Here is a 24158-nt window from a genome sequence, read left to right on the forward strand (position 1 = left end):
TCGTGCGAACGGCGTGGGGCGCCCTCCGGACGGAGGGCGCCCCACGCCGTGCGTCAGGACGTCCGGCGCCGGCGGCCGAGGAACAGGCTGCCGACCGCGAAGGCGGTCAGGGCGCCGGCGCCCGCGAGGGCCGGGACCAGGGGGGAGTCCGGGGCCGTGGTCGTGTCGGCGGAGAGCGCCGGAGGCTGCTCGTCGCCGCCGTGGCCGGCGTGGCTGACGGTCGACTGGTCGGCGCCCGCGGCGATCTTCGCCTCGGTGGGGGCGGTGGCCGCGGTGGCCGTCGCGCCGCCGAAGGTGACGTCCGAGCAGCTGTAGAACGCCTCGGGGGAGTCGTTGCGCTGCCAGACCTGGTACACGATGTGGCGGCCGGTGCGGGCGGGGAGGTTGCCGGTGAAGGCGTAGTACCCGTCCGTCGCCGTGCGGGTGGTGGCGTACGTGGCGACCGGAGTGGTGTCCAGGTCGGACCACTTCAGGGGCTGCGTCGGGTCGAAGCCCTGCTTGGTGATGTACATCGTCATCGTGCCCGAGTGCGGGGCCGTCACGCGGATCCTGAAGTCGAAGGAGCCCGTCGCGACCGCCGTCGCCGGCCAGTCGGTGCGGGCCCAGTCCAGGGCGCGGTACTTCTCGCGGTTGGCCGAACAGAGCTTGCCGTCGGGGATGACCTGCTGGTGGCGGCCGTCCGCGTTCGCGATGTTGACCTCGTTCCAGTCGTACAGCGGCTGGGTACCGGAGTCGGCCACCAGGTCCTTGCAGACCTGGGACTTGGGGGTCTCCGGGCCCTCCGCGTAGCAGGCGGCGACCCGGCCGACCGGGTTGAACACCGCGCCGTGCGCGGCGGCCGTGGCGGGGAGCAGCGGGACGAGGACGGCGGCGGACAGGGCCGCGACCCCGGCCAGGGAGGCGGTGCGAGTGGTGTGGGACGGCATGCGGGGCTCTCTCTCGTACGTGGGGGAGGACGGAACGAGCAGGAACGAGCAGGCGGCACGCAGGAGTTGTGGCTGCCTGCGGGACGCCGCCGGAGAGCTTCGCATTGGTCCATACCAATGGGCAACCCCCCGGGCGTGCCGCCGCACGCCCGGGGGGTCGTTGTCAGTCATGTGCCGCCGCGGCGGGATCGCCGTCGGACCGGCCGTCGCCCGACGGCCGGTCCGGCCGTCGGCTCAGCCGTTGGCCAGCGCCCGTACGCGCGTGATGTCGCCGTTGAAGTGGTTGTGGTCGCCGACCGTCGGGCCGGTCGAGGTGTACTGCCACATCGTGTAGTACGCCCAGCCGGCGGGGAGTTCGCCGACCGTGGACGCGTACCGCGCGATCCACAGCGGGTTGGTGGTGGCGAAGCCGCCGTAGTTGCCGGTGCACTGCTTCCACCAGCTCGTCGCGGTGTAGATCACCGGGTCGCGTCCGGTCCGGTACTTGTACCGGTTCACGAAGTCGCGGATCCAGCTGACCATCCCGGACTGCGTCTTGCCGTAGCAGGTCGCGCCGTACGGGTTCCACTCGATGTCGAGCGCGCCCGGGAGCGTCTTGCCGTCCTTGGACCAGCCGCCGCCGTTGTTCACGAAGTAGTCCGCCTGCGCCGCGCCCGACGTCGTGTCGGGGGTCGCGAAGTGGTACGAGCCGCGGATCATGCCGACGTTGTAGGAGCCGTTGTACTGCTGGGTGAAGTACGTGTTCTTGTAGTACGTGCCCTCGGTGGCCTTGACGTAGGCCCACCGGACCCCGCTGTTCCACAGGGTCTGCCAGGCGACGTTCCCCTGGTGGCTGGAGACGTCCACGCCTTCGGTCTGAACGGCCTGGGTCACGATGCCGCCGGGCTTGCCGTCACGGCCGTCGTGTTTCACGACGCCCATGCCCATGTACGCGGTGCCGCGCTCGGGCACCTGGGCGGCGCTCGCCGCGCCGGGCAGGGACAGGAGGAGGGCCAGCGCCGCGCATAACGCGGTGATCAGGGCGGGGCGGCCGGCGAGGGATCTGGATCGGGTGCGGGTCTTTCCGGATCTGTGCACGGACATTGCGTGCCTCCGAAAGGCTCGGTGGGGGGACCTGCGTCATGTCATGGTGTGGACATGCCATAAATGACGCTACGCACGTAGACCTCCCGGTGGAAGGGGGCCCGGGTGCTGCCGATGGTCTACGCCTGCGAAATACTGGAGGAGCTGCGGCGATGTCGGCCGCTGAAGGAAACTTTCAGGGATCGGAAAGCGCGCGAGGGGTGCTGACGTGCACGGAAGCGGTACGGGGAGTGAAGTCGATCCCACCGCCGGGAGTGGTGTGGACCGGGAATTCCTCGCTCTCGAACGGGAATTGTCCGTCTTCCTGCGCCGCGCCCGCGCCTCCTCCGGCGAGATGGCCCGCGAGGTCCACCCCGAACTGGAGCCCGCCGCCTACGGACTGCTCGTCCGGCTCGACGAGGCCGGCCCGCAGCGCGCCACCGAACTCGCCGCGTACATCGGCGTCGGCAAGGCGACCATGAGCCGCCAGCTGCGCGCCCTGGACGACCTCGGGCTCATCGCCCGCGACCCCGACCCGGCCGACGGCCGCGCGTGGCTCGTCCGGATCACCGACGAGGGCAGGATCCGCTTCCGCAGCGTCCGCGACGCCCGGCGCGAGCGGTACGTGCGCAAGCTCGCCGACTGGGACCGAGGCGAGGTCGCCGAACTGGCCCGGCTGCTGCACCAGCTCAACACCCGTGCCGAGAGCGACTGAGCCGCCGGAGGCCGCCCGCGGCTACAGCTCCGCCCACACCGCCGTCGCGTCGTCGTGGAGCTTCCAGCGCCGTACGCCCCCGGCCGCCGCGTCGGCCGCCTCCCGCGCCCGCACCCGGTCGACCAGCCCCCGCGGCCCCTCCTTCGCGAGCAGCGCGCAGCAGTCCGCCCAGTCGCCGGCCCCGAACAGCTCCACCCAGCGGGCCGCCCCGTCGGTGAGCGCCGCCAGCGCCCGTACCCGCGCCCTCGGCGTCGTCCCGGTGACCGCGCGCGCCGCGACCGACGGGTCCGCCGCGGCGGTGAAGAAGCCGCCCTCCCGGTTGCGCAGCCGGTCCGTCGCCTCGTGGGAACGCAGGATCTCGCGGGGGATCCGGTCCAGCCGGTCGTCGCGCACCGCCGTCACCCCGCCCGCCGGGGACTCCAGGAGCAGGACCGCGTCCGACAGGACCAGGTGCTCCACCGTCTCCTCGTCCCACCGCGCGAGGGCCACCGTGGCCTGCGGCGTACGGACGTGAGAAAGGTCACACGTGTCCCGGTGGTGGTTTGCGGTGCGCTCGATGGCGGAGGACAGGATCTCGGTCAGGGTCATGTCTCGCCGCGAACCGGACAGTTCGGTCAGTGCGCCGCCGAGCCGGGCGGTGAACCAGGGCACGGTGTGCACACAACCGACATCACCGGCCGGCGGGGTCACCCCGTCCAGGACCACCACCGCCCCGCCCGCGCCCGCCGCGGGGCGAACAGCGGCTGCCCAGTCCTCATTGGGGCGTTCGGGGCTGCCGGGGGCGGAGAGGAGATCGGTGCGCATGCCGCCAGTCTGCATCTCCGTCTGCATCAGTCCTTCACACCGCCTCCCGAAAGCCGAAATTGGCCTGAACCACGCGGCGGAGAGGCCCCGAAAGGACGGAAGCGGAACGTCCGGGAATCTGCGGGCGCGCATCCTGCCAAAGCCCGCCCGGAAGATCCAACCGGCGCTCCGAAACAGACTCCGATCCGTAACGCGGGGAGTTGTTCGGCCGCTTGGGAGTGTTGTTCACTCGTTCGGGTGGCGGAGCGGCCGATGCGCGTCCCCTTCCCAAAAGCACTGGAATGGTCGGAAGCCGTATCCAGGGGTGGGGGCCTTCTGCAGTGTGACCGGTCGTCACCTCTGCTTCATGGGCGGACGAGTCAAGAATGCGAGCACCGGTGCAGAAGAAGCGGCCTGGGAGCAAGAACGGCACGCACGTGGAGTCCCCCGGTGATCCGCAGAACCCGGGCGGGACGCCGGCCCCGGACGCCGTGCCGGCCAAGCGGTCCGCCCGCGTGCGCACCCGGCTCGTCGGCGGTGTCGCCCTCGTCTCCCTGACCGTCCTCGCGGCCGGCGCCCCCGCGGTCCTCGGCGCCTCCGCCGAGCTCAAGGACGCCCAGTCGCTGGTCGACCTCGCCGCGCTCGACCGGCAGGCCGTCACCCTCGCCCACTCCCTCGCCGACGAGCGCGACGAGGTCGTCGCGTACGTCGCCGCCGGCCGCGACGACCAGAGCGGCCCCGCCAAGAAGAAGCGGAAGATCACCCCCGCCCGGGCCGCCCGCGTCGACCGGCAGATCGACGAGATCCGCGCCGACGCCCCCGCCCAGCTCCGCCGCGAGCTCGCCACCGTCCCCTCCGTACGCCGTGCCGCCCTCACCGGCGAGGGCACCGCCCTGGAGACCTTCAAGGCGTACACGGACGTCATCACCAAGCTCCAGGCCCTCGCCGACCGGCTCGCCGAGCGCACCCCGCCGGACGTCGCCGAGGCCACCCGGGCCCCCGCCGCCCTCGGCCGCGCCGTCGAACAGGCCTCCGCCACCCGCGCGCTGCTGCTCGCCGCGCTCGCCGTGCCCGAGCCGAAGTCCGGCGGCAGCCACTTCGACCCCATCACCGGCACGATGGTCCCCGACGAGAACGACGAGACCGCCGACGCCGAGCGCAGCCGTACCGCCCTCAGCGCGGCCGCCCAGCAGGCCCGGGTCCGCGAGCTCACCGGGCTCGCCGACTTCGACCAGGCCGCCTCCTCGACCGCGCGCGACTCCCTCGCGTCCACCGTCACCGGCCCCGAGGTCAAGCAGGCCGAGGGACTCCTCGCCAAGCTCACCGACGAGCCCGAGCTCACCCGGGCCGAACGGCGCACCGACCCCGCCCGGCTCGACGCCGCGCTCTCCGCCCGCATCGAGCAGATGCGCGGCGTCGAGTCCGCGCTCGCCACGGCGCAGGTCGAACGCCTGGAGACGGTCCGCGACGACGCGTTCACCTCGCTCGAACTCGGCATCGGCTACCTCGGCGGCTGCGTGCTGCTCGCCGTCGGCGTCTCCGCCGCCGTCGCCCGCACCCTCACCCGCCCGCTCGCTGTCCTGCGCATCGGCGCCGCCCGGCTGGCCGGGTCGGACCAGCCGCAGACCGAGGAGCCGGTGCGCTTCACCGGGCGCAACGACGAGTTCGCCCAGGTCGTACGGTCCCTCAACACCCTGCAGCACCGGCTGGCCGGCCTCGCCGGACAGGTCTCCGCGCTCGACGAGGACCGGGCCGATCTCGCCGGCGCCCGGGAGGCGCTCGCCGCCGAGTTCACCGCGCAGCGGGCCGAGCTCCAGGACCAGACCGCCCGGCTCACCGCCGAGCTGGAGCAGCTCCGGCACACCGTCCGGCACACCTTCGTCAACCTCTCGCTGCGCACCCTCGGGCTCGTCGAGCGCCAGCTCGGCGTCATCGAGAAGCTGGAGGAGCGCGAGCAGGACCCGGACCGGCTCGCCACGCTCTTCAAGCTCGACCACATGGCCACCGTCATGCGGCGGCACAGCGAGAACCTGCTCGTCCTCGCCGGTCACGAGCACATCCACGGCCACCCCGGCGCGGTGCCGCTGGTCGACGTGCTGCGCGCCGCGGTCAGCGAGATCGAGCGGTACGAGCGGGTCACCATCCAGTCCCTGCCGCCCCACGCGCAGATCGCCGGCTTCGCGGCGGACGACCTGAGCCACCTGGTCGCCGAACTCCTGGAGAACGCGACCTCGTTCTCGCCGCCGGACGCGCAGGTCCAGCTCTCCGGCTGGCTCCTGGAGACCGGCGAGGTCATGCTCTCCGTCCAGGACGAGGGCATCGGCATGACCGAGGGCCGGCTCGCCGAGCTCAACGCCCGGCTGGCCGAGCCCGAGCAGGACGGCGACGCCGACCTGGAGGGCGAGGGCCTGGGCATCCGCGTCGCCGCGCTGCTCGCGGCGCGGCTCGGCGTGCGCGTGACGCTGCGGGAGCAGAAGCAGGGCGGTGTGGCGGCGGTCGTCGTCCTGCCCCTGCCGCTGCTCCCCGAGGCCCCGCCGACCGCCGTCCCGCCGAAGGTCCCGGTCGCCGGGGGCGCGGCGCCCACCCTGAACCTCCCCGGCTCGGTGGCCGAGGCGAACTCCAACACCCTCCCGGAGCGCCCTCGCGACCCGCTCATCGCCCTGGCGGAGCAGGCCGCGGAACAGGCGGAGACACCCACCACGCCGAAGGCCGCGGACGCGCCCCCGACGGCCCCGGACGCCCAGGCCGGGCAGACCCCGGCGGCCGCCGGCGCCGAGACCGTACGCGCCACCGCGACCGACGCCTACGACGAACCGCCGACCGGCGCGGGGCCCGTAGCCGGGGTCGAGTCCGGCGCCGGGTCGGAGTACGCATCCGAGCCCGAGTACGCACCTGCGGCCACCGCCGAACCCCGCGCCGAGTCCTGGCCCGGCACCGAGCCCGAGCACATTGCCGCGCCTGAGTTCGGCGCCGAGCCCGCAGCCTCGTCCGAGCCCGGCTCCGGGTTCGAGCCCGCTGCCGCGTCCGAGTTGGACGCCGGGCCCGCTGCCGCACCCGAGTTCGGCGCCCAGCCCCCTGCCGCCGCGGCGCCCGAGCCCGACGTCGACCCCGCTGCCGTGCCCCGAGCCGTCGCCGAGACCTCCGGCCCCGACGCCCCGGCCACCCCCTCCGTTCCCGCGGAGTCCCCCGCCGAGACGACGCTCCAGGTGCGCCTCCCGCTCGTCGGGGAGTCGGCCCAGGCCGAGGACGAGGCGACCGGCGCGGCCGGCGAGACCGCGGCTCCGGCCGCCCCCCAGACCACTTCCCTTCCCGTCCCCACCCCCACCCCCGAAGCTCCCGCCCCCAACCCGTACGCCATCGGTCCGGACGCCCACGAGCGTGCGGACGAGCCCCGGCTGACCGACAAGGGGCTGCCCAAGCGCACGCCCCGGATCGTCAAGCCGGCCGACGTGCCCGCCCCGCGCTCCGCGGGAGGTGTCGACGCCGACGCGCTGCGCGCCCGGCTCGGCGGCTTCCACCAGGGCGCCAAGGACGGCCGCCGCGACGTCGCGGCGGAACTCGACGGGCGCGACGACGCGTCCGCCGACGCACACCACGCACGCAGCACAACCGAGGAGTCGACGGGGGAGACAGTCGAGGAGGCACGCAGTTGACTGCGACCGGAACATTCGGACTGAGCACGGAGGCCCGCAATCTGCAGTGGCTCCTGGGCAACCTCGTCGAGGAGGTGCCAGGGCTCCGTTCCGTCGCCGTCGTCTCGTCCGACGGACTGCTCCTGCTCTCCTCCGACCCGGCACTGACCGCCGCCGCCCCCGCCGGTCCCGCCCGCCACGGCGGTCCGCGCGGCTCCAGCGCGGACCTGGCCACCATCGTCTCCGGCATCGGCAGCCTCACCATCGGCGCCGCGCAGCTGATGGACGGCGGCGGCGTCAAGCAGACCATGGTGAACATGGACGAGGGCAGCGTCTTCGTCATGTCCATCAGCGACGGCTCCCTGCTCGGCGTGCACGCCGAGCCCGACTGCGACATGAGCGTCGTCGCGTACCACATGGCGCTCTTCGTCGGACGCGCCGGACACGTCCTCACCCCCGAACTCCGCAGCGAGCTGCGCAAATCGATGGAGAGCGCCCTGTGACCACCGCGTCCGTCCCGCACCCCCGCAGGCTGCCGGTACGAGGCGACGGGCGCCGGCCCGCGCGGGTCCGCCCGTACTCGCTCACCGGCGGCCGCACCCGCTTCGGTCACGTCCTGCTCGTGGAGACCTTCGTCGCCGCGCTCGAAGCCCCCGAGCCGCGCAAGGAGCTCACCAACGGCGGGATCGGCGCCCGGCTCATGCCGGAGCTGCGCGCCATCGTCGAGGTCTGCCGGCGGATGCGTACCGTCGCGGAGATCTCGGCACTCCTCAAGATGCCATTGGGTGTCGTCCGGGTGCTGCTCAGCGACCTGGCCGACCAGGGAAAGATCCGTGTGTACGGGACCGGTCACGGCACCGGCCAGCCCGACCGCGCGCTCCTCGAAAGGGTGCTGAGTGGACTCCGTCGTCTCTGACGTCACCACCGAACCGGCCCTCACGGCCGGAATCCCCGCGCAGCCGAAGCCTTCTGCCGAACTGTCCGATCCGCTGCCGGAACCGGAGGACGGCGCCCGGGACTGGCAGCTGGACCACACCCGCGCGCCGATCGCGACGAAGATAGTCGTCGCCGGCGGCTTCGGCGTCGGCAAGACGACCTTCGTCCGGTCCGTCTCGGAGATCACTCCGTTGCAGACCGAGGCGCTGATGACCCGGGCGAGCGAGGAGACCGACGATCTCTCCGCCACGCCCGGCAAGCTCACCACGACCGTGGCGATGGACTTCGGCCGGATCACGCTGGACGACGACCTCGTCCTGTACCTGTTCGGCACGCCCGGCCAGCAGCGGTTCTGGTTCATGTGGGACGACCTGGTGCGCGGCGCGATCGGCGCGGTGGTGCTCGCCGACACCCGCCGGCTCACCGACTGCTTCCCCGCGCTCGACTACTTCGAGAGCTGCGGACTGCCGTACATCGTCGCGGTCAACCACTTCGAGGGGACCGAGCGGTTCGAGGCCGAGGACGTCCGGGAGGCCCTGACGGTCCCGCCGCACGTACCTGTGGTGATCATGGACGCGCGCAAGCGGTACAGCGTCGTCGAGACCCTGCTCGCCATGGTCGGGCAGGCGCTTCAGGCCACCCCCGAACAGCCGTAGCAGCAACCGCAGTACGCTGCCGCCTCCGTCCCACCACGCACGCATCGCCTAGGAGACTCCGCCATGCGGAAGATACTCATCGTCGGAGCCGGCCAGTCCGGTCTCCAGCTCGCCCTCGGCCTCCAGTCGCAGGGGTACGAGGTCACCCTGATGTCCAACCGCACGGCGGACGAGATCCGGTCCGGCCGGGTCATGTCCACGCAGTGCATGTTCGACACCGCGCTGCAGCACGAGCGCGACCTCGGCATCAACTTCTGGGAGTCCCAGGCCCCGCAGATCAAGGGCCTCGGCGTCTCCGTGGCCGGTCCTGAATCCCAGCGTGTCATCGACTGGGTCGGCAAGCTGGACGGCTACGCCCAGTCCGTCGACCAGCGCGTGAAGATGGCGGGCTGGATGGAGACCTTCGCCCAGCGCGGCGGCCAGCTCGTCATACACGGCGCGGCCGTCTCCGACCTGGACTACTTCTCCCGCACCTACGACCTGGTGCTCGTCTCCGCGGGCAAGGGCGAGCTGGTCTCCATGTTCGGCCGGGACGCCGACCGTTCGCCGTACAGCGAGCCGCAGCGCGCGCTGGCCGTCGCGTACGTGCACGGCCTCGGCCCGCGCCCCGAGCACCCCGAGTTCGACGCGGTCCGGTGCAACCTGGTGCCCGGCGTCGGCGAGCTGTTCGTGATGCCGACGCTCACCACGTCCGGCCGCGCCGACATACTCTTCTGGGAGGGCATACCCGGCGGCCCTCTCGACGCGTTCAAGGGGGTCAAGGACCCGGCGGAACACCTGTCGCTCACGCTGGAGCTGATGGAGAAGTTCACGCCCTGGGAGTACGCGCGCGCCACCAAGGTCGAACTGACCGACGCCAACGGCACGCTGGCCGGCCGCTACGCCCCCACCGTCCGCAATCCGATCGGCCGGCTGCCCGGCGGCGGGCTGGTCCTCGGCGTCGCCGACGTGGTCGTGGCCAACGACCCGATCACCGGCCAGGGCTCCAACTCGGCGTCCAAGTGCGCCGCCTCGTACCTCGCCTCCATCGTCGAGCACGGCGAGAAGCCGTTCGACGAGGAGTGGATGCAGTCGGCCTTCGACCGGTACTGGGACACCGCGCAGCACGTCACCAAGTGGACGAACGCCATGCTGGGCGTCCCGCCGGAGCACGTCCTCGACCTGATCGGCGCGGCGGGCCAGATGCAGCCGGTCGCCGACCGCTTCGCCAACGGCTTCAACGACCCGGCCGACTTCGAGAACTTCTTCTACGACCCCGAGAAGACGAACGCCTACCTGGCCTCGGTCGCCGGCGTCTGATCCGCTCCGCTCGCGTCGTAGCCGTCGTCCGTGCCGTCCCTCGCGCCCTCCGGGAGCGGGGGCGGCGTGTACGAGGGGAGTGCGGGGCCCGCCGGGTCCGGGCGGACGGCGCCGAGGAGCGGGTTCGCCGCGATCGGTGAGACCTTGACCTTGCCGCCCGGGCGCGGGGCCTGCACCACCAGGCCCTCGCCCAGGTAGATCGCCACATGCGTGGCGCCCGGGAAGTACACCACCAGGTCACCGGGGCGCAGCTCGCGCAGCGACACCTTCGGCAGGGTGCGCCACTGCTCCTGGCTGGTGCGCGGGATCTCCCGGCCGGCGCTCGCCCACGCCTGCTGGGTCAGCCCGGAACAGTCGTACGACTCGGGCCCCTCCGCGCCCCACACGTACGGCTTGCCGATCTGCTCCACCGCGAACCGCAGCGCCTCGCCGCCCTCCCGGGACGGGGTGCGCGGGCCGTCGAGCACTCCGGAGCCCAGCAGTTCGCGCTGCGCTCCCGCCGTGCCCCTGCGCTCCAGCTCGGACAGCGCGGTCAGCTCCTCGGGGGAGAGCCCGGCCAGCATCCGCTGGACCTCCTTCAGCTTCGTCTCCACCGCGGCGCGCGCCTTCTGCTGCCGCGCGGTCAGCACCTGCTGCCGGTCCAGCGCCTTGCGGGAGGCGGTCGCCAGCTCGTCCGCCTGCTTCTCGCCGCCCGCGAGCCGGGCGATCGTCGAGGCCCGGCCGCGTGCCGCACGCTCCATCAGATGCCTCTGGTCCAGGGCCTGCTGCGGGTTGCGGGCGAGCAGCAGCCGCAGATACGAGGAGAACTCGCTGCTGCCCCGGTACTGCTCCCGCGCCAGCCGCCCCGCGTCGTCCCGGCTGCGCGCCAGCGCGGTCCGGGCGGCGGTGAGACGGGCGGTGACGCTCTTGGTCTCGGCGGCCTTGGCCTTCAGCTCCTCGGCGGTGGCGTTGTAGGTCTCGGTGGCCTCCTCGGCCTCCTGGTAGAGCGTCTGCAGCCGGGTGAGCAGCTGGGAGACGGAGGAGGGCGCGCCGGCGACGGGTTCGGGCAGCTCGGAGGCGTCGGCGGTACCGGGGAGGTCGAGTTCGTCGGAGGAGTCGGGAAGCTCCGGGTCCGCGGCGTCGGCTGCCGTGTCGGTCGGGTCGGTGGACGGCTCGGTCTCGTCCGGTACGTCACCGGGCAGGACGGGAGTCTCCGTACCGTCCTCGCCGGCCACCTCCTCCGTCGCCGTCGTCTCCTCCGTCGCGGGCGGGTCGTCGGCGGTCGCGGCCGGGGTCGGGGCCAGGGCGGTGGCCGCGGCGAGCATCCCCGTGCAGACCGTGCGCAGCAGCTTTCCTGACACGTCATCACCTCCACCCGCGATGATGCGGGGGAGGGGGAGAGGTCACCTCACGGGTGGGCGAATCGGCCCAACGCCCTCACTCCTCCCGGTCAGGCTCAGTCGAGCGGCCGGGGCGGCTTCGACCAGGGCCACCGGGGGCGCTCGCGGCCCTCGGGGACGTACACGTACTTCCAGCCGCGCGGAAGTCCGAGGCGCTTGGTGTGCCCGGCCGGCTCGCGGTGGTACGCGTACACGGCCGGCGGGCCGCCGGCGTCGTCCGGGACCGGGACCTCGTACCACTTCGGGGGGTGGCCGGTCGGGCCGAGGAGGATCGGCAGGACCTCGCCGTCGAGGGGGCCGCCGTGAAAGGGGGTGTTCTCGCTTCGCACGGGACCAGTGTCACCCGGAGTCGTCGGAGAGCAGGTGGGCGGCGTGCCCGACCACCGGCATGACGCGGCGGGCGAGGGTGCCGACGGGTCCGGACGAGGACTCCTGGGCGAGCAGCGCCTCGACGGCCTCGGCCGTCTCGGGGTCGGTGGCGGCGGTGGCGGTGAGGAGGGCGACGAGGTGGTCGACGAGCCAGTCGCGGAGCTCGCCGACGGCCGGCTGCTTGTCCTGGTCGAGCCAGATCAGAGAGGCGGCCTCGACGGCGGCGATCCAGGTGCGGATCATCATGCGCAGCCGGGGGCCGGGCCGGTCCACGCCCAGATGCCGCTGGATCTGGTCGGCGGCGGACCGCCGCACCTCGTCGACGATGGCCGAGGTGCGGGAGGTCTCGACGACGCTGCCGCCGCGCAGCAGCGCGCTGAAGCCGGCGTCGTGCTCGTCGACGAAGGCGAGGTACCGGTCGAGGACCCGGGCGAGCCGCTCGGTCGGCGGCCCGTCGGCCGGCTCGCCGAAGCAGTCCTCCAGCTCGTCGGCGGCGGACCGCAGCGCGGCCTCGTACAGCTGCTGCTTGCCGCCCGGGAAGTACCGGTACACGAGCGGCCGCGAGACCCCGGCCGTCTCGGCGACGTCGTCGAGCGAGACCTCGTCCGGGCTGCGGTGCGCGAAGAGCGTGAGGGCCGCGCCGAGCAGCTGGACGCGACGCTCCTCGACGCTGAGCCTGCGGTACGCGGGCGAGGCGGCACTGGTCATGCCACGCAGCGTAACCCGCCCGTATGAACCCGGGCCCGCTATGCCAGGAGCCCCGACGCACGCCACAGGGCCCGGCCGGGCCCGCGGAGGAGGCCGATGTCGTCCAGGAAGTCGGTGAGGCGCTTCGCACCGGTCTGCATGACCTCGCGGCGGTGGCCGCTCGCCCGTACCTGGGCGACGGCCTCGCGGCGGTCGAGGCCCACGTTCTCGTAGACCTTCGGGTTGACGAAGCAGACCGAGAAGACCCGCGCCGCCTCGCCGCAGCTGAGGCGGGTGAACTCCTGCTCCCAGCGGGGCGCCGTCACCATCTGGCGGCGCAGCTCCTCGCGGGCGTAGCGGACGTGACGGGCCTCCTCGACCACGTGGATGCGGGTGACGCCGCGGACCAGGGTCTGGACCCGCTCGTCCGGGAAGGTCAGCCGCTGCATCCAGTCCAGGATCTCCTCGCCGAGCAGCGTCGCCGCGAACGAGCCCGGCGTCGTGGAGACGGTCTTCAGGACGCGGGCGAGGTTGTGGTAGATCCGCGGCACCGGGTAGTCCGGGGTGCCGCCCTGGCGGATCAGCCGGGCGAACATCATCGAGTGCCGGCACTCGTCCGCGATCTCGGTGAGCGCGTAGCGGACATGATGGCTGGTCAGGGACTTGTCGTAGATGTGCCGGACGAGCAGCTGCATCAGGATGATCTCGAACCAGATGCCCAGCGAGGCCAGCGAGGCCGCCTCGTGCCGGGCCAGGTCGAACCGCTGCTCCTCGCCCATCCGCCGCCACAGCGGGGTGTCGTACAGGGACACCAGCTCCGGCGGCCAGAACCACTTGCCGTCCTCGAACGGCGCCTCCCAGTCGAGCTCCTTGTCAGGATCGAAGGAGTGCTTGAGCGACGATTCGAGCAGCCGCTCGGCGAGTTGCTCGCGGTCCCGCAGCGGGCCGAGCGCGTCGCGCAGCAGGGTGAAGTCCGGTTCGGAGAGAGTCTTCATGGCCGTGCGCACCTCGCACCTCACTGTGCTCGCCGACGAGTTGTCGCTTCCCGCTTACGAGACTGTGCGTCAGCAAGCCTGCCGTCAATCCCCTGTGCGCGACTTGTTGACTCGGTGTCTACCACGCGAGAGCCTGCTCCCCGACCGCCCCGTACAACGGTGTGAGGAGGCGTCGGTGTCGACGCACGACCTGTACGCGAACGCTCCGGGAGACCAGGTCTGGCAGGTGCCGGCCGGCGGCTCGGCCCGCTTCACCTGGGAGTACGAAGACGGCCGCGACCGTCTCCTCGCCCTGTACCAGAAGGGCAAGGACAAGCAGTGGGACGGCGCCAAGCGCATCGACTGGGACCTGGAGGTCGACCCGTACGACCCCCTCGGCACCCCCGACGACGTGCTGACCCTGCACGGCACGCGGCACTGGGCCAGGATGACCGAGAAGGACAAGGGCGACCTGCGCCGGCACTACGCCGCCTGGCAGTTCAGCCAGTTCCTGCACGGCGAGCAGGGCGCGATGATCTGCGCCGCGCGGATCGTGGAGTCGGTGCCCGACCTCGACGCCAAGTTCTACTCCGCGACGCAGACCATGGACGAGGCCCGGCACGCGGAGATCTACGGCCGGTTCCTGCACGAGAAGATCGGGATGCTCTACCCGATCAACGACAACCTCCAGTCCCTGCTCGGCGACACCCTGCGCGACTCCCGCTGGGACATGCCGTACCTCGGCATGCAGGTGCTCATCGAGGGCCTCGCGCTCGCCGCCTTCGGCATGATCCGCGACACCACCGACAAGCCGCTGCCGAAGCAGATCCTGGCGTACGTGATGCAGGACGAGGCCCGGCACGTGGCCTTCGGCCGGATGGCGCTGCGGGACTACTACCGGCAGCTCACGGACGCGGAACTGCGCGAGCGCGAGGAGTTCGTGATCGAGGGCTGCTACCTGATGCGGGACCGGCTGCGCGGGCTCGAGGTCCTGGAGAACTTCGGCATCCCGAGGAAGGAGGCCGAGGAGTACTCGGAGAACAACGAGTTCCTGCACCTGTTCCGCAAGCTGCTGTTCAGCCGGATCGTGCCCTGCGTGAAGGACATCGGCCTGTGGGGCGAACGGCTCCAGAAGGCGTACCTCGACATGGGCGTCTTCGACCTCGGCGACTCGAACCTCGACCTGCTGATGACCCAGGACGAGGAGATGGCGGAGGCCCTCGACCGCGAACGCTTCGCCGCGGAGGAGCGGGAGCGGGTGGCGGAGGTGACGGACGCGATCGCGGAGGGGGCGGAGGGGTAGGGGGTGCCCTGGGGGGCATATTCCAGCGTCAATGTCGGGACGCCTCTTCGCCCGTCAGAGGGGCGCCTGGGCGTTCGCCGTGGGTAGCCTGACTGTGCCAGGCAGACTCCGCCCCATGGGAGCAATCATGAGCGCCGCACGCGAGTACGGGCTGGACGACGATTACGAGTGGCCTCGTCCGCCGGTCGGCGGATGGACGGCGGACGACCTGGACCGGCTTCCGAACCTGCCTCCGCACACGGAGCTGATCGACGGGAGCCTGGTTTTCGTGAGCCCGCAGACTCGATTCCACTCGCGCGTATTGCGTCTCCTGGAGAACGAGCTGTGGGCTCAAGCCCCGGAGCATCTGGAGGCCATCCGGGAGATGACGATCAAGCTCGACAAGCGCAATCGTCCCGAGCCCGACGTTCTCGTGGTGCCGGTCGGCGCCGACACGGGCCCCCGGCAGACCTGGTTCAAGTCGGAGGACGTCGTCCTCGCCATCGAGGTCGTGTCCGAAGAGTCGGAGGAACGGGATCGCGAGGTCAAGCCGCGCAAGTACGCTGAGGCGGGCATCCGGCACTTCTGGCGGGTGGAGGAGAACGACGGTCTGCCGGTCGTCTACGTCTTCGAGCTGGAGCCCGCGACCAAGTCGTACGTCCCGAGCGGCATCTTTCACGACCGGCTCAAGCTGACGGTTCCGTTCGACATCGACATCGACCTCACCGCTGTCGGCAAGCGGCGCGCCTGAGCGCTCGTCGGCCTAGGGGGGAACCGTTCGCCGTCTGGACGGCGGTCCGGCACTCCGGTGACCTCGTGGCCGCGCTGTGGGCCACCGCCGAGGGCCTCGGCGACGTGGACACCACCTGCGCGATCACCGGCGGGATCGTCGGCGCGGCGACCGGCGTCGACGACGTCCCGGCGGCGTGGCTGCGGCGGCGGGAACCGCTCGGCGGGACCTGGGACTGACCGAGTCCGGACCGAGGCCGGACCGAGACCGGACCCAGGGGCTCCGTCGTCGGTGGGGTGTCGTACGGTTCCCCGCATGAGCACGCCACCGCAGCCGCCGCAGTACCCGCAGCAGCCCCAGCCGGGCAACCCGTACGCGAGCGCCCCCCAGGGCCCGTACGGCACGCCGCAGGGCGTCCCGCCGCAGTACCCGCAGGGCGGCGGCTGGGGGCAGCCGCAGGCACCCTTCGGGCAGCCGGTGCCGCCGCCGAAGAAGAACCGGACCGGTCTGATCCTCGGGATCGTCGGCGGCGTCCTGCTCGTCTGCGTGCTGCTCGTGGGTGGCCTCGCGTACCTCGGCAAGTCATTGGTCGAGGGCGTCGAGTCGTCGTTCCCCGAGGCCAGGTACAAGCTGACGGTGCCGCAGACGCTCCTCGGCGACTACAAGCTGGTCACCGACTCGTCCGCCACGGAGGGCAAGGAGGTCGAGGAGACGATCGACCCCACCGTGCGGGACGCCAAGGCCGCGATCGCCCAGTACGAGGGCAAGAACGCCTCCGTGCTCGTCGTCTCCGGCTTCCACGGCCGCCTCAGCGACCCGGACGGCACCCGTGCCGCGATCCTCGACGGCGCCGCGGACGACCCGAACACGACGATCGCCGTGCCCGCCAAGGACTTCCGTCCGGCCGGCAGCGACGTCACCATCAGCTGCCAGGTCGCCCGCTCCAAGGAGGGCGGCGTCACCTCCACGCTGCCGATGTGCGCCTGGGGCGACGACAACACCGCCTCGTTCGTCGCCGTCGTGACGGCCGAGACCGCCCTGATGGACCCGAAGAAGGTCGACCTCGCCAAGGTCGCCGAGACCACGGCCGAGGTCCGCACCGAAATGCGCAAGCCGATCGGCTGACGGACGACGGTGACCGGTCGGGGGAGATCCCGACCGGTCCGCGCCCGCCCGCCTCATCTGCCCTGAGGGCCCGTGCGGAGGGCCTCCTCCATGACCGCCTTCGCGATGGGGGCCGCGATGCCGTTGCCGCTGATCTCGGTGCGGCGGGCCTCCGCGTCCTCGACGACGACGGCGACCGCGACGCCCGGCTGGGGGGTGTCCTCCGCCTGGGCGAAGGCGATGAACCAGGCGTACGGGGTGCCCGCGTTGCCGACGCCGTGCTGGGCCGTGCCCGTCTTGCCGCCGACCCGCGCGCCCGGGATCGCCGCGTTCGTGCCGGTGCCCTGCGTCACCACGTCCTCCATCAGCCGCTGCAGCCGCAGCGCCGTGCCCGGGCGCATCGCGTGCCGGTAGTACTGCCGGCCCGTCCGGTCCACCGTGCGGCCGCCCGCGGTCGTCGTGCGCTCCAGCATGTACGGGTACGCGACCTCGCCGTTGTTCGCGACCGCCGCCGCCACCATCGCCATCTGCAACGGCGTCGCCCGCGTGTCGAACTGACCGATCGACGACAGCGCCAGCTGGTCCACGCTCATCTCCCGGTCGAAGTTCGACGCGGCCACCCCGGACGGGATCCGCAGCCCCGGATCGCGGAAGCCGAACCGCTCCGCCGCCTCCACCATCCCCTCCAGACCCACCTCCACCCCCAACTGCGCCATCACGGTGTTGCACGACCAGCGGATCGCGTCCGCCAGCGAGGCGTCCTCGCAGCCCCGCGCCGCGTTCGGCAGCACGGTGCGCGTCCCCGGCAGGACGTACGGCTCGGGGGTGTCCGTCGGCGCGTCGACGTCCGTGACCACGCCCGCGTCCAGCGCCGCCGCGGCCGTCACGATCTTGAACGTCGAGCCCGGCGGGTACGTCTGACGGATCGCCCGGTTCAGCATCGGCTGGTGCGGCGAGCGGTTCAGCCGCGCCCACGCCTCCCGCACCACCGGCCCCGTCCCCGACAGCACCCCCGGGTCGTACGAGGGGCTGCTCACCAGCGCCAGGATCCGCCCGCTCGACGGCTCGATCGCCGCGACCGCGCCCCGCTTCCCGCCCAGGCCCCGGTACGCCGCCTCCTGCACGGCCGCCCGGATCGTCGTCACCGCGTCCCCGCCCGGATCGCGGCCCCGGGTCAGGTCGTTCCAGAACGGCAGCGGCGCGAGCATCGGATCGGTGCCCGCCAGGACGGAGTCCGCCGCGTTCTCCAGCAGGGTCGTGCCGTACGTCTGGGACGAGTAGCCCGTCACCGGCGCGTACACCGGGCCCTTCGGGTACGTGCGCTCGAAGCGCAGCTGCTCGCCGCTGTCCCGCGAGCCGGTCACCGGCTTGCCGTCCACCAGGATGTCGCCGCGCGGCTGGGCGTACCGGGCGATCGCCGCGCGCTTGTTCCCCGGGTTCGCGTCCAGCCCGCCCGACTCCCACACCTGCACCCGCCCCGCGTTGACCAGCAGCGCGGCGAGCAGCACGAGCAGCAGGCCGGCGGCCCGGCGGATGTACGGCACCATGGAGCGCCCGCCCCGCGGATCCCGCGTTTGGCCGCTCACGTGCCGCTCCCGCCCGCCGGCGCGACGACGCCCGGCTCGGCCGTCTCCGGGCGGGGCATCCGGGCCGAGTCGCTGAGCCGGATCAGCAGCGCCACGATCACCCAGTTGGTCACCACCGACGAACCGCCCTGCGCCAGGAACGGCATCGGCATGCCGGTCAGCGGGATCAGCCCGGTCACCCCGCCCGCGATCACGAACACCTGGAGCGCCAGGATCGACGCGAGACCGATCGCGAGCAGCCGCCCGAACGGGTCCCGCAGCGCCAGCCCCGCCCGGTAGCCGCGCGCCACGAGCAGCGCGTACAGCAGGAACAGCGCGGTCAGCCCCACCAGGCCCAGCTCCTCGCCGGCCGTCGCGAGGATGAAGTCCGACTTGGCGGCGAAGCCGATGAGCACCGAGTGCCCGAGCCCGAGCCCGGTGCCCAGCATCCCGCCCGCGCCGAACGCGAACAGCGACTGGGCGAGCTGCCCCGGCCCGTCGCCGGCCTCGATGGAGGCGTAGGGGTGCAGCCAGTCCTCCACCCGGCTGTGCACATGCGGTTCGAGCGAGCCGACCGCGAACGCCCCGAGCCCGGCCAGCAGCAGCCCCACCGCGATCCAGCCGGTGCGCCCCGTCGCCACGTACAGCATGACCACGAAGAGGCCGAAGAAGAGCAGGGAGGTGCCGAGGTCCCGTTCGAGGATGAGGACCCCGACGCTCAGCAGCCAGATCGCCACGATCGGCCCGAGCACCCTCCCCGGCGGCAGCTGCAGCCGGTCGAGGCGTCGCCAGATGCGGCGGCCGGTGTAGGCGAGCGCGTTGCGGTTGGCGGCGAGGTACGCGGCGAAGAAGACGGCCAGCAGGATCTTCGCGAACTCGCCCGGCTGGAAGGAGAGTCCGCCGAGCCGGATCCAGATCTTCGCGCCGTTCACCGCGGGGAAGAAGATCGGCACGATCATGAGCGCGAGCGCCGCGGCGACGGACAGGTACGCGTACCGCTGCAGCGTCCGGTGGTCGCGCAGCAGCACGACGACCACGATGAACAGCCCCACGCCCAGCGTCGACCAGACCAGCTGCGTCGGCGCGGCCTGGTCGCGGGGGGTCTCCAGGTCGAGGCGGTAGATGAGTACGAGGCCGAGGCCGTTGAGCAGCACCGCGATCGGCAGCAGCAGCGGGTCGGCGAAGGGAGCGCGGAACCGGACCGCGAGGTGCGCGAGCAGCGCGAGCATCCCGAGCCCGGCCCCGTACCGGGCGGCGTCGGGCGGCACGGCGCCGCTGCGCGCCAGGCCGACCTCCAGGTAGCCGAAGACGGACAGGAGCACCGCCCCGATCAGGAGCGAGAGTTCCACACCGCGCCGCTTCGGGACGCGCACGCCGGACGGGGTCCGGGGCGGCGACGTCGTTGCGGTCATGCCCGGCAACGTAGCAACCGGTAGGCGCTATGTCCCTTTTGTGGGTGCTGTCCGGTGTGCCGTCAGGGGGCGTCGTCGCCCGGGCCCGCGCGCTGATCCTCGTCCGTGTCCTCGTCCGTCGTGAACCGCACGTACTCCGGCAGCGTGAGCCGGGCCTCGGCGCCGCCGCCGGGCGCCGTCCCGAAGGCCAGCTCCGCGCCGATGACCTGTGCCTGTCCCCGCGCGATGGTCAGCCCGAGCCCGTGCCCCTTGCCGCCGCCCTCGGTCCGGAACCGCTGCGGCCCGGACTCCAGCAGGTACGCGGGATAGCCGGGACCGTGGTCCCGCACGGTCGCCACCGGCCCGTCGACGGTGAGGACGACGGGCGGCGCGCCGTGCCGGTGGGCGTTGCCGATCAGATTGCCGAGGACCCGCTCGAGGCGGCGCCGGTCGGTCTCGACGGTGGCGTCGCGCACGATCCGCACCTCCGTGTCCGTGCCGGAGGCCCGGACGACGCGCTCGGCGAGCGGCCCGAGTTCGTGCACGGCGAGGTCCACGGTCTCGGTACGGGCGTCGAGCCGGGAGATCTCCAGCAGGTCCTCGGTCAGCCCGCGCATCGCGCGCACCCGGTCGCGCACCAGCTCGGACGGGCGGCCCGGGGGCAGGAGTTCGGCGGCCGCGGACAGCCCGGTCAGCGGGGTGCGCAGCTCGTGGGCGACGTCGGCGGTGAACCGCTGCTCGCTCTGCAGCTTGTGCTGCAGGGACGAGGCCATGGTGTCCAGGGCGCCGGAGACCGTGGCGACCTCGTCCTGCGGCCGGGTGGGGTCCTTGGTGCGCGGGTCGTCGACCCGGGCGTCCAGGTCACCGGCGGTGATGCGGCGCGCGACCTGGGCGGTGAGGTGGAGCCGGCGGGTGACCCGGGTGACGGCGAAGGCGCCCGCGCCGAGGGTGAGGCCGATGGCGAGGATCGAGGAGCCGACGATCGACCGGTCGAGGCCGGTGAGGGTGCCGGCGCCGAGCGAGTAGTCCACGCGGACGGCGAGGGCGCGGCCGTCGGCCGGGCCGGCGGCCCACATGGTCGGCCGGCCCCGGAAGTCGGCCAGCTCGGTACCCCGCTCGCCGCGCTCCGCCAGCGCCCGCAGCGCGCGCGGCAGTCCACGCGGGTCCATCCCGGCGAACGGGGGCAGCGGATCGCCTGCCTCGTACGCCCGGGTCACCTCGGTGAGCCGCCCGAGCGCCCGGTCACGGGCGATGTCGACGGTCTGCCGGGTGACGGAGACATGCACGAGCGTCCCCAGGATGGCCGCGAGCCCGCAGCACATGACGGTGATGAAGACCGCGGACTTCCAGGTGAGCGTCGCGGTCCAGGCGGGCCGGCGGGGGAACGACCGCCGGGCCCTCACGGTGTCGTCCTCGGGGTCGGCATCCCGATCGCGGGCGGCATCGGCAGGGCGGGACGGGGGTGGGCCGGAGTCATCGTGCCGATCGGGCCGATGGGCACGATCTGTTCGCGGGTCGGCAGCATCGTGCCCTGCTCCGCGCTCCAGGACCACGCGGTCCGGTACTCGTACCCGGGGATGCCGGCCGAGCTGACCCGCAGGATCAGGTTCCGCCCGGCGAGCTCCACGCTGAGGACCTGGTCGGCGGTGGACATGATGCGGGTCAGCCCGCCGCGCTCGGCGGTGTAGACGAGTACGGCGACCTGCTGCCCGGGCATCCGGATCCCGACGATGAGTTCGTCCCGTCCGTCGCCGGTGAGGTCGCGGTAGTAGGGCCGCAGGACCGGACAGCCGGCCGGCTTCGTCTCGCAGCCCCGGATCCGGGCGAGCGTCGCGGCGGGGACCGTGTCGGGGTGCGCGGCCGCCTCGGCCCGGACGACGCCGAGGGCGTCGACGCCGTGCACGTCGTCGTGCGGCGCGACGACGCCGGGCACCCGCTCGGTGTCGCTCTCGCCGTAGTCGACGGGCGGATCGGTGGCGGGCGGCAGTTCGGGCCACAGCCGTACCGGCCCGCTCGCCGCGGGCGTGGCCCCGGCGCTGCGCAACCGCCCCGGATCGTCACACCCCACGACCGAAAGCCCCACGACCGAAAGGCCCGCCACCAGGAACAACGGCAGCAGGCCAGGGACGCGGACGGACGCGCGGAAGGGCGGTGGCAAGTGACTCCTCGGGGGCGGGTTCTCCGACCGACCATACGTGGAGGGCTCCCGGGCCGCTCAGCTCAGGCGCCCCCTGCGCCCCGCCCCGCCGTGCCCTCCGCCCGCTCCATCCGGGCGAGGGCGGCCCGGCAGAAGGTGAGGAGCCGCTCGTCCTCGTGGACGTCGTGGCTGCCCGTGCCGCCCGCCACCACGTTGTGGCGGCGCCGGCGCGCCAGCTCCGCGCGGATCAGCGGCGCCGCCGCGATCGCCGCCGGGCCCATCTCCGCGAGGCATTCGGCCACCGTCACCCGGGTGTGACGGTTCTGCTCCCACGCCGTGAGCAGCACCGGCAGTGCGGCCTGCGCATCGCCCGCGACCCGCCACAGCGCCGCCGCCCCGTCCACCCGCAGCCACAGGTCACGCGCCGTCAGGCACCTGCGCAGCGCGGCCGCGGCCCCGCCCGCCGCCGGGCCGATCGCCCCGAGCGCCGCGGCAGCCGCCCGCCGGTCCGCGCCGTCGCGCTCCGGCGCCAGCCACCCTTCGAGCACCGGCAGCACCGCCGCCGCCTCGCCCGTCACCGACCACAGCGCCCGCGCCGCCTCCGTCGCCACCGGAGCCGTACCGCTCTCGAGGAGCCGCCGCAGGTCCGGTACGGCCTCCTGCGCCGCAGGACCGAACGCCGCAAGGGCCCGCAGCGCCGACTCCTGCACCCAGTCCCGCCGGTACGCCGGCGCGCCCCGCAGCACCCGCAGCACCTCCGGAGCCGCCTGCCCGGCCCGCAGCGCGGTCAGCGCGTACAGCAGCGGTGCCGCGTGGTCGTACACCGCGTCGTCCAGCTCCACCTCGCCCAGCCGGCGGCGCAGCGCGGGCGCGAGCGGCGCGGCGGCCGGGCCGAGCAGCGGCACGGTGTAGAGGAGTTGGTCGCGCACGTCCGGCTGCTCCAGCGCCCGGGCGATGGCCGGTACGGCCCGCGCATCGCCCGACCGGGCCAGCGCGAGCAGCGCGCTGCCCAGCCCGATCCGCCCGCCGAGGCGTTCCCGCACCCACGGCCGGTCCTCCTCCGCGACCCGCGCCGCCAGCGCGTCGCCCGCCGGACAGGCCAGCTCGAACAGCTCCTCCAGCCACTGCGCCGCGGCCTCCCGCACCCGCGGCTCCGGGTCCGCCAACTGCTCGCCGACCAGCCGGACCACCTCTTCGTACCGCCCGCGCCACACCCGTATCAGCCCGCCGCACATCCAGATCGCGTCGGCCCGCTGCCCCCAGTCGGGGCTGCGCAACTGGGCCACGACCAGGGCGATGCGGTCGTCGACCCGGTCGTCCAGGGCGGCGTGCAGGGTGCGGAGCAGCTCGTCGGTCCAGGGGGTGATGTGGCCGTCGCGCCGCTCGCCGTCGAGGGCGCGCAGATAGCCGAGGAGGGTGGGGTGCCCGACGACATCCACGTCCCTCTCCATGTCGACGTCCATGTCGACGCCCGTGTCCGCGTCGAGGTCGGCCTCGAAGCCCGCGTCGAGGTCGGCGTCGACGTCCGGGCCCACGTTCACGTCCACGTCCATGCCGATGCCCACGCCGAAGTCGATCCGCACGTCCGCTCGTCCGGCCGGCTCGCCCGGATCGTCGCGCTCGGCGCCGAAACCGTCGTACGCGTCGGGTCGTCCGTCGTACCCCGCGTAAGCCTCCGGCACCTCCCCGTACGCCGCGAACGGCGCCCGGTCCTCCGCCAGACTTCGTCCGGGGGGACCCCCATCGCTTCGCGTCGCCCGTGCCGCCTCGGCGCGGCCCTCCTGCCGGACCTCCTCCAGGAGCCCGGTCACCGTCACCACCACGTCCGGCGGCAGCCGGTCCGGCGCGCAGCGGGCGAGCTGCGCGAGCGCCGCGAGCCGCAGACCGGGCGCGCGGGCCGCCTGCGCCACCAGGGCCAGCCAGTCCACCGTCTCCTCGTGCAGCGACTCGTGCCGCAGCGCGATCCGCCCGACCGCCTCCACCAGCGCGAGCCGCACCTGCGTGTCCGTCTCCACGGTGAGCCGTTCCCGCAGCAGCGTCAGCACCCGGGCCGGCTCCGGGTGCAGCGACGCGAGGGCGCACGGCGCGGCGAGCCGCACCTCCGGGTCGGCGTCGAAGACCAGGCCGAAGAACACCTCCGCACCGGCGGCGACCCCCGCCGCCGCCATCGCGTAGTTCGCCGCGTCCTCGAACTCCTCGGCGTCCAGGCCGAGTTCGTCCAGTTCGTCGTCACCGTCGAGGTCGATCCCGCCGATGCTGGTGAGTAACTCGACGATGCCGCCGCGGTCCTGGACCGCCGGGTCCGCGACCAGTTCGAGCAGAAAGGGGATGCAGGCGAGCGTGGAGTCGTACACGTCGCCCTGGTGGTGCACCGCTCCGTAGAGGCCGTCGAGCGCGGACTCCCGCACCTCGGGGTCGGGCGAGGCCAGTCCGCGCAGCAGCGCCGGCACGTCGTCGGCAGGGCCGTACGCATGTCCCAACGAGGCCCAGTCGACCTCATCGATCCCGGCCAACATGCCCCCACCTCCCCA

21 protein-coding genes and 1 pseudogene are annotated in these 24158 nt (G+C 73.1%); 10 read left to right on the forward strand and 12 right to left on the reverse strand.

Going from position 1 to position 24158, the window contains the following annotated elements; all coding sequences use genetic code 11:
* Positions 1-53: 53 nt before the first annotated feature.
* Together ABZO31_RS22685 and ABZO31_RS22690 are read right to left on the reverse strand one after the other, a co-directional pair.
* On the reverse strand, positions 54-926 hold the full coding sequence (locus ABZO31_RS22685) for a lytic polysaccharide monooxygenase auxiliary activity family 9 protein (RefSeq protein ID WP_406863097.1): 873 nt from the start codon (positions 924-926) through the stop codon (positions 54-56).
* Between the two features lie 234 nt (positions 927-1160).
* A complete protein-coding gene (locus ABZO31_RS22690; RefSeq protein ID WP_406863098.1) occupies positions 1161-2009 on the reverse strand; it encodes a lysozyme in 849 nt (282 codons plus the stop codon).
* Between the two features lie 208 nt (positions 2010-2217).
* On the opposite strand from ABZO31_RS22690, the gene ABZO31_RS22695 reads away from it, so the two are divergent.
* Positions 2218-2703, forward strand: a complete 486-nt coding sequence (locus tag ABZO31_RS22695) for a MarR family winged helix-turn-helix transcriptional regulator (protein ID WP_406863099.1) — start codon at positions 2218-2220, stop codon at positions 2701-2703.
* Between the two features lie 21 nt (positions 2704-2724).
* Here the strand turns inward: ABZO31_RS22695 and ABZO31_RS22700 are convergent, their stop codons facing one another.
* Positions 2725-3507: a hypothetical protein gene (locus ABZO31_RS22700; RefSeq protein ID WP_406863100.1), complete on the reverse strand. Its 783-nt coding sequence runs from the start codon at positions 3505-3507 to the stop codon at positions 2725-2727.
* Between the two features lie 365 nt (positions 3508-3872).
* On the opposite strand from ABZO31_RS22700, the gene ABZO31_RS22705 reads away from it, so the two are divergent.
* The 5 genes from ABZO31_RS22705 to ABZO31_RS22725 all read left to right on the forward strand — a co-directional run bounded on the left by ABZO31_RS22705 (position 3873) and on the right by ABZO31_RS22725 (position 10009).
* Positions 3873-7139, forward strand: a complete 3267-nt coding sequence (locus ABZO31_RS22705; RefSeq protein ID WP_406863101.1) for a nitrate- and nitrite sensing domain-containing protein — start codon at positions 3873-3875, stop codon at positions 7137-7139.
* Positions 7136-7621 (forward strand): roadblock/LC7 domain-containing protein, encoded by a 486-nt coding sequence (locus ABZO31_RS22710; RefSeq protein WP_406863102.1) that lies wholly within the window; start codon positions 7136-7138, stop codon positions 7619-7621. The genes ABZO31_RS22705 and ABZO31_RS22710 overlap by 4 nt, the downstream gene beginning before the upstream one ends.
* Positions 7618-8034: a DUF742 domain-containing protein gene (locus ABZO31_RS22715; RefSeq protein ID WP_406863103.1), complete on the forward strand. Its 417-nt coding sequence runs from the start codon at positions 7618-7620 to the stop codon at positions 8032-8034. The genes ABZO31_RS22710 and ABZO31_RS22715 overlap by 4 nt, the downstream gene beginning before the upstream one ends.
* On the forward strand, positions 8015-8710 hold the full coding sequence (locus tag ABZO31_RS22720) for a GTP-binding protein (protein WP_406863104.1): 696 nt from the start codon (positions 8015-8017) through the stop codon (positions 8708-8710). Before ABZO31_RS22715 ends, ABZO31_RS22720 begins: the two co-directional genes overlap by 20 nt.
* Before the next feature lie 63 nt (positions 8711-8773).
* Positions 8774-10009 (forward strand): styrene monooxygenase/indole monooxygenase family protein, encoded by a 1236-nt coding sequence (locus tag ABZO31_RS22725; RefSeq protein ID WP_406863105.1) that lies wholly within the window; start codon positions 8774-8776, stop codon positions 10007-10009.
* On the opposite strand, the gene ABZO31_RS22730 is transcribed toward ABZO31_RS22725, so the two are convergent.
* The 4 genes from ABZO31_RS22730 to ABZO31_RS22745 form a co-directional block, all read right to left on the reverse strand.
* Positions 9982-11349 (reverse strand): C40 family peptidase, encoded by a 1368-nt coding sequence (locus ABZO31_RS22730; RefSeq protein ID WP_406863106.1) that lies wholly within the window; start codon positions 11347-11349, stop codon positions 9982-9984. The genes ABZO31_RS22725 and ABZO31_RS22730 overlap by 28 nt on opposite strands.
* Before the next feature lie 95 nt (positions 11350-11444).
* Positions 11445-11717 carry a hypothetical protein gene (locus tag ABZO31_RS22735; RefSeq protein WP_406863107.1) on the reverse strand — a complete coding sequence of 91 codons (273 nt, stop codon included), beginning with the start codon at positions 11715-11717 and terminating at the stop codon, positions 11445-11447.
* A 10-nt stretch (positions 11718-11727) separates the two neighbouring features.
* Positions 11728-12465 carry a TetR/AcrR family transcriptional regulator gene (locus ABZO31_RS22740; RefSeq protein WP_406863108.1) on the reverse strand — a complete coding sequence of 246 codons (738 nt, stop codon included), beginning with the start codon at positions 12463-12465 and terminating at the stop codon, positions 11728-11730.
* Positions 12466-12503: 38 nt separating this feature from the next.
* On the reverse strand, positions 12504-13439 hold the full coding sequence (locus ABZO31_RS22745) for an AurF N-oxygenase family protein (RefSeq protein ID WP_406863109.1): 936 nt from the start codon (positions 13437-13439) through the stop codon (positions 12504-12506).
* Between the two features lie 175 nt (positions 13440-13614).
* Here ABZO31_RS22745 and ABZO31_RS22750 point away from each other — a divergent pair, with 175 nt between their 5' ends.
* The 4 genes and pseudogenes from ABZO31_RS22750 to ABZO31_RS22765 all read left to right on the forward strand — a co-directional run bounded on the left by ABZO31_RS22750 (position 13615) and on the right by ABZO31_RS22765 (position 16555).
* Entirely contained in the window at positions 13615-14721 is a 1107-nt protein-coding gene (locus tag ABZO31_RS22750; protein ID WP_406863110.1) for a ferritin-like domain-containing protein, read from the forward strand.
* A gap of 127 nt (positions 14722-14848) precedes the next feature.
* On the forward strand, positions 14849-15451 hold the full coding sequence (locus ABZO31_RS22755; protein ID WP_406863111.1) for a Uma2 family endonuclease: 603 nt from the start codon (positions 14849-14851) through the stop codon (positions 15449-15451).
* Between the two features lie 23 nt (positions 15452-15474).
* Positions 15475-15669: pseudogene (locus ABZO31_RS22760) on the forward strand (ADP-ribosylglycohydrolase family protein); the annotation flags it as partial.
* 76 nt (positions 15670-15745) lie between these two features.
* Complete coding sequence (locus ABZO31_RS22765) at positions 15746-16555, forward strand: hypothetical protein (protein ID WP_406863112.1); 810 nt, start codon at positions 15746-15748, stop codon at positions 16553-16555.
* Between the two features lie 53 nt (positions 16556-16608).
* Here ABZO31_RS22765 and ABZO31_RS22770 read toward each other — a convergent pair whose 3' ends face one another.
* The 5 genes from ABZO31_RS22770 to ABZO31_RS22790 all read right to left on the reverse strand — a co-directional run bounded on the left by ABZO31_RS22770 (position 16609) and on the right by ABZO31_RS22790 (position 24143).
* On the reverse strand, positions 16609-18081 hold the full coding sequence (locus ABZO31_RS22770; protein WP_406865438.1) for a penicillin-binding transpeptidase domain-containing protein: 1473 nt from the start codon (positions 18079-18081) through the stop codon (positions 16609-16611).
* Between the two features lie 35 nt (positions 18082-18116).
* Positions 18117-19511 carry an FtsW/RodA/SpoVE family cell cycle protein gene (locus ABZO31_RS22775; RefSeq protein ID WP_406863113.1) on the reverse strand — a complete coding sequence of 465 codons (1395 nt, stop codon included), beginning with the start codon at positions 19509-19511 and terminating at the stop codon, positions 18117-18119.
* A 62-nt stretch (positions 19512-19573) separates the two neighbouring features.
* Positions 19574-20893 carry an ATP-binding protein gene (locus tag ABZO31_RS22780; protein WP_406863114.1) on the reverse strand — a complete coding sequence of 440 codons (1320 nt, stop codon included), beginning with the start codon at positions 20891-20893 and terminating at the stop codon, positions 19574-19576.
* On the reverse strand, positions 20890-21534 hold the full coding sequence (locus ABZO31_RS22785; RefSeq protein ID WP_406863115.1) for a hypothetical protein: 645 nt from the start codon (positions 21532-21534) through the stop codon (positions 20890-20892). The genes ABZO31_RS22780 and ABZO31_RS22785 overlap by 4 nt, the downstream gene beginning before the upstream one ends.
* A gap of 176 nt (positions 21535-21710) precedes the next feature.
* Positions 21711-24143 carry a PBS lyase gene (locus ABZO31_RS22790; protein WP_406863116.1) on the reverse strand — a complete coding sequence of 811 codons (2433 nt, stop codon included), beginning with the start codon at positions 24141-24143 and terminating at the stop codon, positions 21711-21713.
* Positions 24144-24158: the final 15 nt, after the last annotated feature.

The organism is Streptomyces solicamelliae (genome assembly GCF_045348655.1).
Taxonomy (GTDB): Bacteria; Actinomycetota; Actinomycetes; order Streptomycetales; family Streptomycetaceae; genus Streptomyces; species Streptomyces solicamelliae.

Excerpts from the sequence above, each read along its gene's own strand:
- ABZO31_RS22745 (WP_406863109.1), bottom strand. The coding sequence starts at position 13,439 with ATGAAGACTCTCTCCGAACCGGACTTCACCCTGCTGCGCGACGCGCTC.
- ABZO31_RS22790 (WP_406863116.1), bottom strand. The coding sequence starts at position 24,143 with ATGTTGGCCGGGATCGATGAGGTCGACTGGGCCTCGTTGGGACATGCG.
- ABZO31_RS22775 (WP_406863113.1), bottom strand. The coding sequence starts at position 19,511 with ATGACCGCAACGACGTCGCCGCCCCGGACCCCGTCCGGCGTGCGCGTC.
- ABZO31_RS22765 (WP_406863112.1), top strand. The coding sequence starts at position 15,746 with ATGAGCACGCCACCGCAGCCGCCGCAGTACCCGCAGCAGCCCCAGCCG.
- ABZO31_RS22755 (WP_406863111.1), top strand. The coding sequence starts at position 14,849 with ATGAGCGCCGCACGCGAGTACGGGCTGGACGACGATTACGAGTGGCCT.
- ABZO31_RS22770 (WP_406865438.1), bottom strand. The coding sequence starts at position 18,081 with ATGGTGCCGTACATCCGCCGGGCCGCCGGCCTGCTGCTCGTGCTGCTC.
- ABZO31_RS22685 (WP_406863097.1), bottom strand. The coding sequence starts at position 926 with ATGCCGTCCCACACCACTCGCACCGCCTCCCTGGCCGGGGTCGCGGCC.
- ABZO31_RS22700 (WP_406863100.1), bottom strand. The coding sequence starts at position 3,507 with ATGCGCACCGATCTCCTCTCCGCCCCCGGCAGCCCCGAACGCCCCAAT.
- ABZO31_RS22690 (WP_406863098.1), bottom strand. The coding sequence starts at position 2,009 with ATGTCCGTGCACAGATCCGGAAAGACCCGCACCCGATCCAGATCCCTC.
- ABZO31_RS22740 (WP_406863108.1), bottom strand. The coding sequence starts at position 12,465 with ATGACCAGTGCCGCCTCGCCCGCGTACCGCAGGCTCAGCGTCGAGGAG.
- ABZO31_RS22725 (WP_406863105.1), top strand. The coding sequence starts at position 8,774 with ATGCGGAAGATACTCATCGTCGGAGCCGGCCAGTCCGGTCTCCAGCTC.
- ABZO31_RS22705 (WP_406863101.1), top strand. The coding sequence starts at position 3,873 with ATGCGAGCACCGGTGCAGAAGAAGCGGCCTGGGAGCAAGAACGGCACG.